This is a genomic window from Nocardioides marmoraquaticus, assembly GCF_054777915.1.
The window spans coordinates 78327-92715 of record NZ_BAAHAA010000013.1 but is presented as its reverse complement, the minus strand read 5'-3'; the positions used below and the strand labels follow the sequence as shown (position 1 = coordinate 92715).

Below are 14389 nucleotides of genomic sequence, written 5' to 3'. Positions count from 1 at the left end.
CAGTCGCCGGGGGATCGTCGGGCCCCGATTCGGCTCCGGGGTCCGGGTCTTGCTAGTGTTCCCTCGCTCGTCCGGGTGGCGGAATAGGCAGACGCGCTAGCTTGAGGTGCTAGTCCCCGTATTAGGGGGTGGGGGTTCAAGTCCCCCCTCGGACACAGCAGATGGGCCCCGCTCCGCGGGGCCCATCGTCGTCTCCGGGGCCCGCCAGGTGTGGGGCCGACGCCTCCGGCAGCGGTACCGTCGCGCCACGCACGACCACTCTCGGAGGTGCCACGTGCTCAGGAAGACCGCGCCGGTCGTCGCCGGCCTCGCCCTGGTCGTCTCTCTCGCTGGCTGCGGGGGCGACGACCCCGCCCCAGACGCCGGGCCGACCGACCCGCCCGCCCCCGCGTCCTCCCCGGCGGACCCGTCGCCGTCGCAGGACGGCCCGACCAGACCCACGAGTGCGACCCCGTCCCCGTCGCGCGACGGCGCGCCGTTCGAGGCCGACCTGCGACCCGACACCGGTGGCGTCCGTCCCGGTGCCGGCAACGGCCTCACGCTCACCGAGGTGCGCGTCGGTCGTCAGGACGGCTTCGACCGGGTCGTCTTCCAGCTCGACGGCACGGGGCGGCCCGGCTGGCGGGTGGAGTACGTCGACGTGCCCCGCGCCGACGGGTCGGGGGAGGAGCTCGACCTCCGGGGCGACTCCTTCCTGCAGGTCGACCTCCGCAACATGGGCCTGCCCTCCGACACCGGCGTCGAGGAGGTCGGTCCCGAGCCGGTCGAGGGCGACGGGACCCGCAGCGTCACCGAGGTGCTGCCGGGCGGCGTGTTCGAGGGCCAGCAGCTCGCGTTCGTCGGGCTCGCGGGCGAGCGCCGCCCCTTCCGCGTCTTCGCCCTCGACAGCCCCACCCGCGTGGTCGTCGACGTCGTCCACGGCTGAGCACACCGCACGGACGGGGTGGCCCCCCGCCGGTGGCGCCGGCCGTCGGGGGCACGGGCTATGTTCGCCGGGTGGCACGCAGGGATGACGAGCACGACGAGACCGCCCGCGGGACCGACCTGACGGCACTGCCCACCGCCGAGCTGACCGCGCGGGCCCGCGCCGTCCGGGCGGCGACGACCGGCACCCGGGTCACCTACTCGCCGAAGGTCTTCGTGCCGCTCACGCGGCTGTGCCGCGACCGGTGCGGCTACTGCACCTTCGCCACCGCACCGCGGCACCTCGACGCGCCGTACCTCTCGCCGGAGGAGGTGCTCGCCATCGCCCGCGAAGGGGCGGGCGCCGGGTGCCACGAGGCGCTCTTCACCCTGGGCGAGCTGCCCGAGCTGCGCTACGACAGCGCGCGCGCCTGGCTCGAGGAGCGCGGCTTCGAGTCGACCGTCGACTACGTCCACCACGTCGCCGGCCTGGTGCTCGAGGAGACCGGCCTGCTGCCGCACGCCAACGCGGGTGCCGTGAGCGCTGACGACCTCGCACTGCTGCGCCAGGTCAGTCCGTCGCAGGGGATGATGGTCGAGTCGCTGCGTCCCGACCTGGCTGCCCACCGGGGGGCGCCCGACAAGATCCCGTCGCGTCGGCTGGCCACCTTGGAGGCGGCCGGCGACCTGGCGATCCCGTTCACCACCGGCATCCTCGTCGGCATCGGCGAGACCGAGGCCGACCGGGTCGAGGCGCTGCTCGCCATCGCCGCGAGCCACCGCCGCCACGGGCACGTGCAGGAGGTGATCGTCCAGAACTTCCTGCCCAAGCCGGGCACCGCGATGCGCGACGCCGCTCCCTGCCCGCCCGAGGAGCACCACCGTGCGATCGCCCTCGCCCGGCTGCTGCTGCCCGCCGACGTGCACGTGCAGGCCCCGCCCAACCTCTCCGAGGTCGAGCGCCTCGGCGACCTGCTCGACGCCGGCCTCGACGACTGGGGCGGCGTGTCTCCCGTGACGGCCGACCACGTCAACCCCGAGCGGCCGTGGCCGGCCCTCGAGACGCTGCGCGACGCGACCGAGGAGCGGGGGCTCACCCTCGCGCCGCGCCTCACCGTGCACCCGTCGTACGCCGCAGACCCCGGGCGGTGGCTCGACGAACGGGTGCGGTTCCCCGTGCTCGACCGGGCCGACGCCGACCTGCTGGCGCGCGACGACCCGGGCGCCACGTGGCCCGAGCGGCACCAGCAGGCCGCCAACGTCGGCACCGGTGCCGAGGTCGTGCAGATCGGTCGTCGCTCGACGGCCTGGTACTCCGGCGCCGACACCGCTCCGCCGGTGCTGGTGCCGGCCGCGCCGCGCGCCGGCGGTGCCGTGGCGGAGGTGCTCGCCGGCGTGCGGGCCGGCCAGGAGCCGGGGGAGGCCGAGCTCGTCACGCTGTTCGGGGCCCGTGGTCCCGAGGTCGCCGCCGTCGCCGCCCTCGCCGACGAGCTGCGCGCCGAGGCCGTCGGTGACGAGGTCACCTTCGTGGTCAACCGCAACATCAACTACACCAACGTCTGCACCTTCCGGTGCACCTTCTGCGGCTTCAGCAAGGGTCCGCTCTCGCTCAACCTGCGTGGCAAGCCCTACCTGCTGACCCTCGACGACGTCGCCCACCGGGCCGCCGAGGCCTGGGCTGACGGCGCCACCGAGGTCTGCCTGCAGGGCGGCATCCACCCCGACTTCGACGGCCACTTCTACGTCGACGTGGCGCGCGCGGTGAAGGAGCGCGTGCCCGACATGCACGTGCACGGCTTCACCGCGCTGGAGGTGCACGAGGGCGCGCGCCGGCTCGAGGAGCCCCTGGCCGACTACCTCGCCCGGCTGCGCGACGCGGGGCTGTCGACGCTGCCCGGCACGGCCGCCGAGATCCTCGACGACGAGGTCCGCGCCGTGCTGTGCCCCGACAAGATCGACACCGACCAGTGGCTGGAGGTGCACCGGACGGCCCACCAGGTGGGCCTGCGCAGCAACGTCACCATCATGTTCGGCTCCGTCGAGCGGCCGGTGCACTGGGCACGTCACCTGCTGCGCACGCGCGAGCTGCAGCGCGAGACCGGCGGCTTCACCGAGTTCGTGCCGCTGCCCTTCGTGCACATGGCGGCGCCGGTCTACCTCAAGCGCGGGGCCCGTCGTGGCCCCACGTGGCGCGAGGTCGTGCTGATGCACGCCGTCGCCCGCATCGCCTACCGCGGCCTGATCGACCACGTGCAGACGTCGTGGGTCAAGCTCGGCCAGCAGGGTGCGCTGCAGCTGCTGCGGGCAGGGGTCGACGACCTCGGCGGGACCCTGATGGACGAGAACATCAGCCGCGCGGCGGGCGCCGCCCACGGCCAGATGGTCACGCCCGACGACCTGCGCCGTCTCGCGGCGCGGGCCGGACGCCCCCTCGTGCAGCGCACCACGCTCTACCAGCGCGCCGACGAGCGCCGCCTCGCCGGCACGGCCTAGGCGCGCGGCCCGGGGGCGCAGTGGACGACGCCGAGCAGCCGGAGCCCGCCGACCGGGTGCGCCTGGTCGTGCGGCAGTGGAGCGACGCCCAGCTGAGGCGGGCGTGGGCGACCAGCCGCCACGCTGTCTCCGGCCGCGAGCCGCTGGCGACCGCGCAGGCGGCCGCGGTCCGGGAGGTGCTGCTGTCCGAGTGGGAGCGACGCCACCCCGCCGGGCGCACCGACTGGCACATCGGCGAGCTCGACTGAGAGGGGTTCAGAGCAGGCCGCGCTCCGCCAGCCACCCCGCGGGGTCGACCGGTCCGCTGCCGGCGGGGTGCACCTCGAGGTGCAGGTGGGGGCCGGTGGAGTTGCCGGTCGAGCCCAGGGTGCCGACCTGCTGCCCGGCCTCGACCTCCTGGCCGGGGGAGACCGCGACCGACGAGAGGTGGGCGTACCAGAGCACCGTGCCGTCCTCGAGCCGCAGCACCACCTTGTTGCCGAAGGCGCCGTCGTACGCCGCCGACTCGACCACGGCGGTGCCGACCGCGACCAGCGGCGTGCCCTCGGGGGCGGCGAAGTCGAGTCCGGTGTGGCTGCTGGCCCACAGGCCGGTGTCGCCGAAGCCAGCGGTGAGCCGGGCGCCCTGCACCGGCAGCTGCAGCGGCGGCGGCTTCTCCTCGAGCCGGCGCCCTGCGACCACGTCGGCAGGCTCGACGAGGCGGCTCACGCCGGACGCCGTGAGCTCCGAGCCACCGGGGCGGGTTCGGTCGCGCCGCAGCTCGGCCTCGGTCAGCGCGGCGGGCGACTCGACGGCAGCCAGGGTGATGTCGGCGGGAGCGAGGGAGCCGTCGAGGTGGGCGCGCTCCCCGGACGAGCTCTCGCCCGCCGCGGGATCCACGCCGCCGGCGGCGGTCGTGGCGACCAGCAGGACCGTGGCGGTGGCGGGCACGAGCGCACGAGGACGCGCGAGCGGCCGCACGGTCGTCAGCCGGCGCCGGGCACGGTGGCGTCCGCGCGACGCGGGGCGCCGGGGCGCGCGGGCAGGGCTCAGGGGGTCGGGCATGGCAGGTGATGACCTCGTACGCCGGCCGCGGACGCGTCCCGAGTCCGTCCGGGCCGCACCGCTCGTCGCGAGGCTCGTGCTCGCGTGCACCGCGGCCGGCGACGAGCGTCGGCGTACCTGGACCGCGGGGTGGGCAGGGGACGCCACGACGGCGCCCACGCACCAGTGACGCAGACAGGCCCGGGGGTTGCAAGCCGGGAGTGGCCCCGCTCACGCCGTACGCCGGCCGCCCAGGCGGGGTGGGTGACGAACCCCACAGCCCTCGCGGGCCCGACGGTGGGTGCACGACGCCGAGGGCGGCGTTCCCCGACACGGTAGACCGACACCTCCCTCCCGACCCGGGCTAGACAGGCATTCACCGCGGACCCGGGGGTCTGGGTGCAGGCGCGAGGTCGCGCCTAGCCTGGGCGCGTGGAGGAACCCCGCGCATCAGTGACGCCCCGGTCGGGCATCGGCTCGACGGCGCTCGCGCGGCTGCAGCTGCGTGAGGCCGGAGGCGCCGAGGAGACGGTGCTCGAGCGCCGCTGGCCCGACCTCGCCTCGGCGCGGGCCTGGTGCGAGCGCACCATCGCCCGCTCCGCCGAGGGCACCGATGTGCTCGAGATCCAGGTCTTCGAGGAGACCTGGTGGCACGCCCGGTCGTGGGAGGACGAGCACCACCGCCCGGTGGCCGAGGTGCTGCAGCTCGGGATGATCGACGCCGACGGCCTGGTGCGCTGGACCGAGCCGCGGTCGATGTCGCCGCGTGCCGGCGCCCACCTGCCGCTGTAGCGCCCGCCCGCCCGGGTCGTCCGTCGGGGTCCGGGGCACAGTGGGGTCATGAGCGACGCCTACCAGCCCGACGCCGAGGTCGTGGAGATCTGCCGCGATCTCATCCGCATCGACACCACCAACTACGGCGACGGCGAGGGTCCGGGGGAGCGCAAGGCCGCCGAGCACGTCGCCGGCCTCCTCGAGGACGTCGGCATCACCACCGAGCTGTGGGAGCACGAGCCCGGGCGCACCAACGTGCTCGCGCGCTGGGGCGGCGAGCAGGGTGACCCGGTGCTGCTGCACGGGCACCTCGACGTGGTGCCGGCCGACGCCGACGACTGGACGCACCACCCCTTCAGCGGCGAGGTGCACGACGGCCAGGTCTGGGGCCGCGGCGCGGTCGACATGAAGGACTTCGACGCGATGCTGCTCTCCGTGGTGCGCGCGCGGGCGCGGGCGGGCGCCGTGCCGGAGCGCCCGGTCGTGCTCTGCTTCACCGCTGACGAGGAGGCGGGTGGACACCGTGGCGCCGGCCCGCTGGTGCGCGCCAAGCGCGAGTGGTTCGAGGGCTGCACCTACGCCGTCGGCGAGGTGGGGGGCTTCTCCACCACCGTGCGGGGCCGACGCCTCTACCTCGTCGAGGCCGCCGAGAAGGGCATGGCCTGGACCCGGCTCACCGCGCGGGGCAACGCCGGGCACGGCTCGATGCGCCACCCCGACAACGCCGTGACCGCGCTGGCCGAGGCGGTGGCCCGCATCGGCCGGCACACCTGGCCGGTGCAGCTGACCCCGACCATGCAGGTCCTGCTCGCCACGGTGGGCGAGCTCGCCGGCACCGAGGCGACGCCCGACAACGCCGAGGAGCTGGTCGAGGAGTTCGGCAGCGCCGCGCGCATGATCAGCGCGGTGCTCAAGAACACCACCAACCCGACGATGCTCAAGGCCGGCTACAAGGTCAACGTCGTGCCGGGCGAGGCCGTCGCCCACGTCGACGGTCGTTTCCTGCCGGGGCACGAGCAGGAGTTCGAGGACACCCTGCGCGAGCTCGCCGGCCCCGACGTGCGGGTCGACTTCGACACCTTCATGACCGGCCTCGAGACCGAGTGGGACGGGCCGCTGACCGAGGCGATGACCGCCTCGTTGCTGGAGGAGGACCCGGACGCCCTGGTCGCGCCGTACCTGATGAGCGGCGGCACCGACGCCAAGTGGTTCGTCGAGGAGCTCGGCGTGCGGGCCTTCGGCTTCGCCCCGCTGCGCCTGCCCGAGGAGCTCGACTTCACCGCGCTGTTCCACGGCGTCGACGAGCGGGTCCCGGTCGACGCCCTCGAGTTCGGCGCCCGGGTCTTCGACCGCTTCCTCGGCCGGATCTGAGCCAGGTCTAGTAGACGAAGGCCATCCGCTGCCGGATGATCCGGCGGCGCAGCTGCACGCGGCGGGTGCCGTCGTGCGAGATGCGGACCCGGTCGAGCTCCCAGCCGCCGTGCTCGGCGCGCTCGACGAGCAGGCGGGTGACGGCGCTGCGGGACTCGTCGCGGCTGATGACGAGCTTGTCGAACTCGTACTCCACCCCGGGACGCAGGGCGCGGTGCTCGAGACGGTGCTCGATCTTGCGGGCCTTGGCAGACGTCACGGACGGACCTCCTCGCGTGGTGAGACGTCGTCGAGAGCAGCGGTGATCTCGTCGGGAAGCATGCACTCCTCCACCGACAGCGCAGCACGCAGCTGGTGAGCCGTGCGGGCGCCCAGGACGGGTGCGGTGACGCCCGGGCGGTCACGCACCCAGGCGAGGGCGACCTCGACGGGGGTCCAGCCGAGGCCGTCGGCGGCGCGGGCCACCGCCTCGACGACGCGCGCCGAGCGGTCGTCGAGGTACGGCGCGACGAGGCCGGCGTGCTCGGCCCCGCGGGAGTCCGACGGGACGCCGGTGCGGTACTTGCCGGTGAGCACCCCACCGGCGAGCGGCGAGTAAGGCAGCACGCCCAGCCCGAGGGCCCGGGCGGCGGGCACGACCTCGGCCTCGACGCCACGTGACAGCAGGGAGTACTCCACCTGGGTGCTCGCGAGCGTCGCCCGTCCGGGCACCGCGGACTGCCAGGTGGCCGCCTGCGCGGTCTGCCAGCCGGTGTAGTTGGAGACGCCGACGTAGCGCGTGCGGCCGCTCGCGACCGCGGCGTCGAGGGCTCCGAGGGTCTCCTCGAGGGGGGTGTCGTCGGACCACACGTGGACCTGCCACAGGTCGACGTGGTCGAGCCCGAGGCGGTGCAGGGAGAGGTCGAGCGCGGCGAGCAGCGAGCGCCGCGAGGTGTCGAGCCGGCGCTGTCCCCGGTGCTGGCCGAACCCGGCCTTGGTCGCGACGACGACCTCCTCGCGCGGCACGACGGCGCCGAGCAACGAGCCCAGCAGCTCCTCGGAGGCACCCGCGCCGTAGACGTGCGCGGTGTCGACGAGCGTGCCGCCCGCCTCGACGAAGGCCGTTAGCTGCTCGCGCGCCTCGTGCTCGTCGGTGCTGGTGCCCCACGACATGGTGCCCAGGCCCAGGCGCGAGACCCGGAGGCCGGTGCGGCCCAGCCGACGCTGCTGCATATCGGCACGGTAGCGAGCACGACGGAGCCCGCCCCCCACGGCTCGCCGTCGGTCGGCGGACCGGCGCGCGGCGGGGAGTCGTCGCGCGTCCCTAGACTGCGCGGGTGCTCGACCTCCTCAAGGCCGTCGTCCTCGGGACCCTGCAGGGCCTCACCGAGTTCCTGCCGATCTCCAGCAGCGCCCACCTGCGGATCTTCCCGGAGTGGTTCGGCTGGGGCGACCCCGGTGCCGCCTTCACCGCGGTCATCCAGATCGGCACCGAGCTGGCCGTGCTGATCTACTTCCGCAACGACATCTGGCGCATCGCCACCACCTGGCTGAAGTCGCTGGTCAAGCCGGAGTTCCGCGGCCACCTCGACGCCCGCATGGGCTGGTACGTCATCCTCGGCTCGCTGCCGATCGTCGTGCTCGGGGTGCTGCTCAAGGACGTCATCGAGCGCGACTTCCGCAACCTGTGGATCGTCGCGTCCATGCTGATCGTGCTCGGCGTCGTGCTCGGCGTCGCCGACCGCACGGCCCGCCAGGAGCGCGGCGTCGAGCAGATCGGCGTACGTCACGCGCTGCTGATGGGCGGTGCGCAGGCCCTCGCGCTGGTGCCCGGCGTCTCGCGCTCGGGCGCGACCATCTCGATGGGGCTGTTCCTCGGCATGAAGCGGGAGGCGGCCACCCGCTTCGCCTTCCTGCTCGCCATCCCGGCGGTGGTCGGTGCCGGGATCTTCACATTGCCCGACATCGGGTCGGGCGACAACGCCTACGGCTGGGGCCCGACCGTCGTCGCCACGGTGGTGTCGTTCGTCGTCGGCTACGCCGCCATCGCGTGGCTGCTGCGCTACGTCTCCCAGAACAGCTACCTGCCGTTCGTGGTCTACCGGATCGCGCTCGGCCTGCTCACCTTCGCGCTGCTGGGCGCCGGGGTGCTCACGCCCTGAGCCGACGGCTCACAACCAGCCCGCGCGCTTGCTGATGATCCAGACGGTCAGCGAGCTGAGGAGCATCAGCCCCAGCGCCATGGGGTAGCCGAAGGTCCAGTGCAGCTCGGGCATGTGGTCGAAGTTCATGCCGTAGATGCCCGCGACCAACGTCGGCGCCGCCACCAGCCCGACGGTGGCGGAGATGGTGCGCATGTCCTCGTTCTGCTGCAGGGAGATCTGTGCGAGGTGGGCGTCGAACGCCGTCGACAGCAGGCCGTCGAGCGAGTCGATGGTGTCGGCGACCCGCGCGAGGTGGTCGGTGATGTCGCGGAAGTACGGCGCCGCCTCGTTCGAGACGAGGGGCGTGTCGCCGCGGGCGAAGCGGTCGAGCGGGGCCCGCAGCGGGAGCACGGCGCGACGCATCTCGGCGAGCTCGCGCTTGAGGACGTAGATGCGGGCGCTGTCACGGGTGCGCTCCACGGAGAACACCGACGTCTCGACCTCGTCGACGTCCTCCACGAGCTCGTTGGCGACCTGCTCGTAGCGGTCGACGACGTCGTCGATGACCGCGTGCACGACCGCGGCGGGTCCGTGCGAGAGCAGGGTCTCGTTGGCCTCGAGGGCGGCCCGCGCGTCGCGCAGCGACGACCCCTCGCCGTGGCGCACCGTCACCACGAACTGTTGGCCCACGAACATGCTGATCTCGCCGGTCTCGACGGCGTCCTGCTCGTCGACGTACCAGAGCGTCTTGAGGACCAGGAACAACGAGCCGTCGAAGTGCTCGGCCTTGGGGCGCTGGTGGGCGGTCAGCGCGTCCTCGACCGCCAGCGGGTGCAGGGCGTAGCTCCGGCGGACGATCTCGAGCTCCTCGGCGGTCGGCTCGTGCAGCCCGACCCAGACGAAGTCGTGCTCCCCGCGGAGCTCGTCGCCGACGGCGCCGATGTCGTCGACGTCGCACCCCAGCTCCACCCGGTGCCCGTCGCGGTAGAGCGCGTTGTCCACGATCACGGGGCACACCGTACGACGCTCGGCAGGAGTCCTGGGACGACTGCTGGGCCGCTCGCCGCACGGCTACGCTCGCAGCCATGCCGACCGTGATCCTGGCGCGCCACGGCCGCACCAGCGCCAACGCCAGCGGCGTCCTCGCCGGACGCAGCCCCGGGGTCCGCCTCGACGACAAGGGCCGCGAGCAGGCCACCGCCGCCGGCGCGCGGCTGCAAGGCCTGCCGCTGGCCGCCGTGGTCAGCAGCCCCCTGACCCGCTGCCGCGAGACGGCTCGGCTGCTGGCACCCGAGCACGACGCCGTGGTCGACAAGGGCCTGACCGAGTGCGACTACGGCGAGTGGACCGGGCAGAAGCTCTCGGCGCTGGCCAAGGAGCCGCTGTGGCGCACGGTGCAGGCCCAGCCGTCGGCCGCCCGCTTCCCGGGCGGCGAGACCATGGCGCAGATGTCGACGCGCGCCGTCGCCGCGGTCCGCGACCGCGACGCGGCGCTCGCCGCGGAGCACGGCGACCACGTCGTGTGGGTGGCGGTCTCCCACGGCGACGTCATCAAGGCCGTGCTGGCCGACGCGCTCGGCATCCACCTCGACGCCTTCCAGCGCATTGTCGTCGACCCGGCGAGCCTGTCGGTCGTGCGCTACACCCCCGAGCGGGCCTTCGTGGTCACCAGCAACTCCTCGGCCGGGTCGCTCGCGCACCTCGCCGCGCCGCCGCGGAAGGGGCGTCGTACGCGCCGGGCGAGCAGCGACGCGGCCGTCGGTGGCGGTGCCGGTCCCGCGGGCGCGTCCTAGCGTCGTAGCCCTACGACCCAGGCCCTAGAGTCGAGCCATGCCCGTCGTGCACCGCTTCGACCCGCCCGACCGCTTCGTCGCGGGCACCGTCGGCGAGCCCGGCCAGCGCACCTTCTTCCTGCAGGCGCGCGACGGCGTGCGCCTGACGTCGGTGGCGCTGGAGAAGCAGCAGGTGCAGATCCTCGGTGAGCGCATCGGCGAGCTGCTCGACGAGCTCATCGCCGGCGAGGAGACCCGCGAGACGGTGCCGGCGGTCACGCCCGTCGGGCTGCTCGACACCGAGGCGCTCGACCAGCCGATCGAGGAGGAGTTCCGCGCCGGCACGATCACGCTGTCGTGGGACGCCAGCGACGAGCGCGTGGTCATCGAGGTCTTCCCGGTCGCCGAGGTCGAGGTCGAGGTGCCCCTGGAGGCCGCCGAGCAGGAGCTCGTCGACCTGCCGATCGAGGAGCCCGAGCCCGACGAGCTGCTGCTGGTCCGGCTGCCGCCCGCGATGGCGCGGGCGTTCGCGGCGCGGGCCGAGTCGGTGGTCGCGGCGGGTCGCGAGCCGTGCCCGTTCTGCGGCGGTCCGATGGATCCCGCGGGGCACCTGTGCCCCCGGGCCAACGGCTACCGCCGCTCGGCCGGATGACGGCACCCCGCCCCGAGCCGGCCCGTTCCGACCCGGCCCGCCCCGACCCGGCCGCCGACGACCTGCTGACCAGCGGCGAGCTGCACGTGCTGGGCCGCATCATGCCGGCCTCGAACCACACCTTCCTCGCGGCGCTGGGCGATCCCGACGGCCCCCGGTGCGTCTACAAGCCGGTCTCGGGCGAGCGACCGCTCTGGGACTTCCCCGACGGCACCCTCGCCGAGCGCGAGTACGCCGCCCGCGTCGTCAGCGAGCACCTCGGGTGGGCGGTCGTGCCCCCGACGCTGCTGCGCGACGGCCCGGCGGGCCGCGGCATGGTGCAGCTGTGGCAGGACGGTGTGGAGACCGGGTCCGGCCGCGACCCGGTCGACGTCGTGCCCGACGGCCCGGTCCCTGCCGGCTTCCTCCACGTGCTCGACGCGACGGGCGGCGACGACGAGCCGGTCATGCTCGTGCACGAGGACACCACCCCGCTGCGACGCATCGCGGTCTTCGACGTGGTCACCAACAACACCGACCGCAAGGGCGGCCACGTCCTGACGGCCCCCGAGGGACACCGGTGGGGCGTCGACCACGGCGTCTGCTTCCACGTCGAGGACAAGCTCCGCACCGTGCTGTGGGGCTGGGGCGGGATGCCGCTGGAGGATGACGAGCGCGAGGCGATCGAGGACGTCCTGGCCGGCCTCGCCGGCGACCTCCGCGAGCAGCTCGAGGAGCTGCTCCGCGTCGACGAGGTCGACGCCGTCGCCGAACGGTGCGAGCGGCTGCTCCGGCGCGGGGTGCTGCCGAGCCCCCGCGGCGGCTGGCCGAGCATCCCCTGGCCGCCGTTCTGAGGTCGGCGACTACCCTTCGGGGCATGCGTTCCTGGACCTCGCCCGGCCCGGGACGGCTCCCCGGGGACGCCCGCGGACCGGAGCTCCGGGTCTACGACACCGCCTCCGGCGAGCTCCGCGAGAGCGTGCCGCAGGCCGGGACCGCCCGGATGTACGTCTGCGGCATCACGCCGTACGACGCCACCCACCTCGGCCACGCGGCGACGTACGTCACCTTCGACCTGCTGCAGCGTGCCTGGCGCTGCGCCGGTCACGACGTGCGCTTCGTGCAGAACGTCACCGACGTCGACGACCCGCTGCTCGAGCGGGCCGAGACCACGGGGGAGGACTGGGTCGCCCTCGCCGAGCGCGAGACGCAGCTCTTCCGCACCGACATGGAGGCGCTGCGCGTGCTCCCGCCCGACTCCTACGTCGGGGCGGTCGAGGCGATCCCGCTGATCGTGCCGATGGTCGAGCAGCTGCGTGCTGCCGGGAGCGTCTACTCGGTGGGGTCCGACCACGGTGACGACCTCTACTTCTCCGTGGGCTCCGACCCGGCCTTCGGCGAGGTCTCGGGGTGGAGCCGTGAGCAGATGCTCGAGGTCTTCGGTGAGCGTGGCGGCGACCCGGACCGCGAGGGCAAGAAGGACGCGCTCGACTGCCTGCTGTGGCAGTCGGAGCGTCCGGGTGAGCCCGCCTGGGACACCGACCTGGGTCGTGGCCGTCCCGGCTGGCACGTCGAGTGCTCCGCCATCGCCCGTCACCACCTCGACTCCGCCACCCTCGGCCCCATCGACGTGCAGGGCGGCGGCAGCGACCTCGTCTTCCCCCACCACGAGATGAGCGCGTCGGAGGCCCAGGTGGCCGACGGCGGCACCCGCTTCGCCCACGCCTACGTGCACGCCGGCATGGTCGGCCTCGACGGCGAGAAGATGTCGAAGTCCAAGGGCAACCTCGTGCTCGTCTCGCGGCTGCGCGACGCCGGCGAGGACCCCATGGCGGTGCGGCTGCTGCTGCTCTCGCACCACTACCGCACCGACTGGATGTGGGAGGACCGCGAGCTCGGCACCGCCCACGAGCGGCTCGACGCCTGGCGCGACGCCGTCGCCCGGGGTGCCGGCGCCCCGACCGCCGACCTCGTGACCGACGTCCTCGCCCGCCTCGCCGACGACCTCGACGCCCCCGGCGCGCTTGCGCTCGTCGACGCCTGGGCCGCCGCCACCACCGAGGGCGACACCTCCGACCCCACCGCGGGCGCCACCGTCACCGCCCTCGTCGACGCCGCCCTCGGCGTCGCCCTCTGACCCCTGCCTCCCACCCCGCCGAGGCGTCAGTCCCTGACGGTCGAGGGGTCAGTCCCTGGCGGTCGAGGGGTCAGTCCCTGGCGGTCGAGGGGTCAGTCCCTGGCGGTCGAGGGGTCAGTCCCTGGCGGTCGAGGGGTCAGTCCCTGGCCTCTGGCCCGACAGGCAGTGACTTCTCGCCGGTCAGGCAGTGACTTCTCGCCGGTCAGGCAGTGACTTCTCGCCGGTCAGGCAGTGACTCCTCGGCGGTCAGGCAGTGACTCCTCGCCGGAAGCGGGGGTCAGGGGGTGGGGGGAGCGGGGGGGTCGTCGCGACGCTTGAGGTAGCGCTCGAACTCGCGGGCGATGGCCTCGCCGCTGGCCTCGGGGAGCTCGGCGGTGTCCTGGCTCTCCTCGAGGGCGCGGACGTACTCCGCGACGTCCTCGTCCTCCTCGGCGAGCTCGGCCACGCCACGCTCCCAGGCCCGGCTGTCCTCGGGGAGGTCGCCGAGCGGCACCGTCACCTGCAGGACGTCCTCGACCTGGGCCAGCAGGGCCAGGGTCGCCTTGGGGCAGGGAGGCTGGGGCAGGTAGTGCGGCACCGCGGCCCAGAACGACACGGCGGGGATGTCGAGACGCACGCAGGCGTCCTGGAGCACGCCGACGATCCCCGTCGGGCCCTCGTACGTCGACGGCTCGAGCCGCAGGCGGTCCTCGAGGTCGAGCTCGGTGGCGGTGCCGCTGACGCTGATCGGTCGGCTGTGCGGCACCTCGGCGAGGAGCGCCCCCAGGGTCACGACCAGCTGCACACCGAGGTCGTCGGCGTGGGCGAGCAGCTCGGCGCAGAACTGGCGCCACTTCATGTTGGGCTCGAGCCCGCGCAGCAGCACCACGTCGCGCTCGGAGCCCGGGGGCCGGGCGACGTACACCTGCGACGACGGCCAGGTGATGCGGCGCATGCCGGCCTCGTCGGCGCCGACGGTCGGGCGGTTGACCTGGAAGTCGTAGAACTCCTCGGGGTCGATGGCGGCCACCAGGGTGGCGTCCCACACCTCGATGAGGTGGTCGACGACCCCGGAGGAGGCCCCTGCGGCGTCGTTCCAACCTTCGAACGCGGCCACCATCACGGCGTCGCGCAGCGGCGCGACGTCCTCGATCTCGATCACCGCCCCAGCCTAGGCACCGCG

15 protein-coding genes and 1 tRNA gene are annotated in these 14389 nt (G+C 74.1%); 11 read left to right on the top strand and 5 right to left on the bottom strand.

From position 1 onward, the window contains the following. The first annotated feature begins 69 nt into the window (after positions 1-69). The 4 genes from ACYU8I_RS11560 (at position 70) to ACYU8I_RS11545 (ending at position 3644) form a co-directional block, all read left to right on the top strand. Positions 70-155, top strand: a tRNA-Leu gene (locus ACYU8I_RS11560). 119 nt (positions 156-274) lie between these two features. Beyond that, positions 275-925 (top strand): AMIN-like domain-containing (lipo)protein, encoded by a 651-nt coding sequence (locus ACYU8I_RS11555; RefSeq protein ID WP_460840844.1) that lies wholly within the window; start codon positions 275-277, stop codon positions 923-925. A 71-nt stretch (positions 926-996) separates the two neighbouring features. Further along, entirely contained in the window at positions 997-3396 is a 2400-nt protein-coding gene (locus ACYU8I_RS11550; protein ID WP_460840841.1) for a bifunctional FO biosynthesis protein CofGH, read from the top strand. A gap of 20 nt (positions 3397-3416) precedes the next feature. Further along, positions 3417-3644 (top strand): hypothetical protein, encoded by a 228-nt coding sequence (locus ACYU8I_RS11545; protein ID WP_460840839.1) that lies wholly within the window; start codon positions 3417-3419, stop codon positions 3642-3644. 7 nt (positions 3645-3651) lie between these two features. On the opposite strand, the gene ACYU8I_RS11540 is transcribed toward ACYU8I_RS11545, so the two are convergent. Further along, positions 3652-4326, bottom strand: a complete 675-nt coding sequence (locus ACYU8I_RS11540; protein ID WP_460840837.1) for a M23 family metallopeptidase — start codon at positions 4324-4326, stop codon at positions 3652-3654. A gap of 525 nt (positions 4327-4851) precedes the next feature. Here ACYU8I_RS11540 and ACYU8I_RS11535 point away from each other — a divergent pair. Next, the gene (locus ACYU8I_RS11535) at positions 4852-5211 is read left to right on the top strand and encodes a hypothetical protein (RefSeq protein ID WP_460840835.1); all 360 of its coding nucleotides are present in this window, start codon (positions 4852-4854) and stop codon (positions 5209-5211) included. A 48-nt stretch (positions 5212-5259) separates the two neighbouring features. Next, complete coding sequence (locus tag ACYU8I_RS11530) at positions 5260-6564, top strand: M20/M25/M40 family metallo-hydrolase (protein ID WP_460840833.1); 1305 nt, start codon at positions 5260-5262, stop codon at positions 6562-6564. Positions 6565-6571: 7 nt separating this feature from the next. On the opposite strand, the gene ACYU8I_RS11525 is transcribed toward ACYU8I_RS11530, so the two are convergent. Both ACYU8I_RS11525 and ACYU8I_RS11520 read right to left on the bottom strand, forming a co-directional pair. Next, positions 6572-6823, bottom strand: coding sequence for a DUF5703 family protein (locus ACYU8I_RS11525; protein WP_460840831.1), 252 nt, complete (start codon positions 6821-6823; stop codon positions 6572-6574). Further along, positions 6820-7776: an aldo/keto reductase gene (locus ACYU8I_RS11520; RefSeq protein ID WP_460840829.1), complete on the bottom strand. Its 957-nt coding sequence runs from the start codon at positions 7774-7776 to the stop codon at positions 6820-6822. The genes ACYU8I_RS11525 and ACYU8I_RS11520 overlap by 4 nt, the downstream gene beginning before the upstream one ends. Positions 7777-7880: 104 nt before the next feature. Between ACYU8I_RS11520 and ACYU8I_RS11515 the strand changes: the two genes are divergently transcribed. Beyond that, the gene (locus ACYU8I_RS11515) at positions 7881-8705 is read left to right on the top strand and encodes an undecaprenyl-diphosphate phosphatase (protein WP_460840826.1); all 825 of its coding nucleotides are present in this window, start codon (positions 7881-7883) and stop codon (positions 8703-8705) included. Positions 8706-8714: 9 nt separating this feature from the next. Here ACYU8I_RS11515 and corA read toward each other — a convergent pair whose 3' ends face one another. Further along, complete coding sequence (gene corA / locus ACYU8I_RS11510) at positions 8715-9695, bottom strand: magnesium/cobalt transporter CorA (protein ID WP_460840823.1); 981 nt, start codon at positions 9693-9695, stop codon at positions 8715-8717. 77 nt (positions 9696-9772) lie between these two features. Between corA and ACYU8I_RS11505 the strand changes: the two genes are divergently transcribed. The 4 genes from ACYU8I_RS11505 to mshC are packed head-to-tail and all read left to right on the top strand — an operon-like array spanning position 9773 to position 13227. Continuing rightward, entirely contained in the window at positions 9773-10480 is a 708-nt protein-coding gene (locus ACYU8I_RS11505) for a histidine phosphatase family protein (protein ID WP_460840819.1), read from the top strand. Positions 10481-10517: 37 nt separating this feature from the next. Beyond that, positions 10518-11111: a DUF3090 family protein gene (locus tag ACYU8I_RS11500; RefSeq protein WP_460840816.1), complete on the top strand. Its 594-nt coding sequence runs from the start codon at positions 10518-10520 to the stop codon at positions 11109-11111. Next, positions 11108-11944, top strand: coding sequence for an SCO1664 family protein (locus ACYU8I_RS11495; RefSeq protein ID WP_460840813.1), 837 nt, complete (start codon positions 11108-11110; stop codon positions 11942-11944). Before ACYU8I_RS11500 ends, ACYU8I_RS11495 begins: the two co-directional genes overlap by 4 nt. Positions 11945-11967: 23 nt before the next feature. Then, positions 11968-13227: a cysteine--1-D-myo-inosityl 2-amino-2-deoxy-alpha-D-glucopyranoside ligase gene (mshC, locus tag ACYU8I_RS11490; protein WP_460840810.1), complete on the top strand. Its 1260-nt coding sequence runs from the start codon at positions 11968-11970 to the stop codon at positions 13225-13227. Positions 13228-13504: 277 nt separating this feature from the next. Here the strand turns inward: mshC and ACYU8I_RS11485 are convergent, their stop codons facing one another. After that, a complete protein-coding gene (locus ACYU8I_RS11485; RefSeq protein WP_460840807.1) occupies positions 13505-14368 on the bottom strand; it encodes a PAC2 family protein in 864 nt (287 codons plus the stop codon). Between the last annotated feature and the right edge of the window lie 21 nt (positions 14369-14389).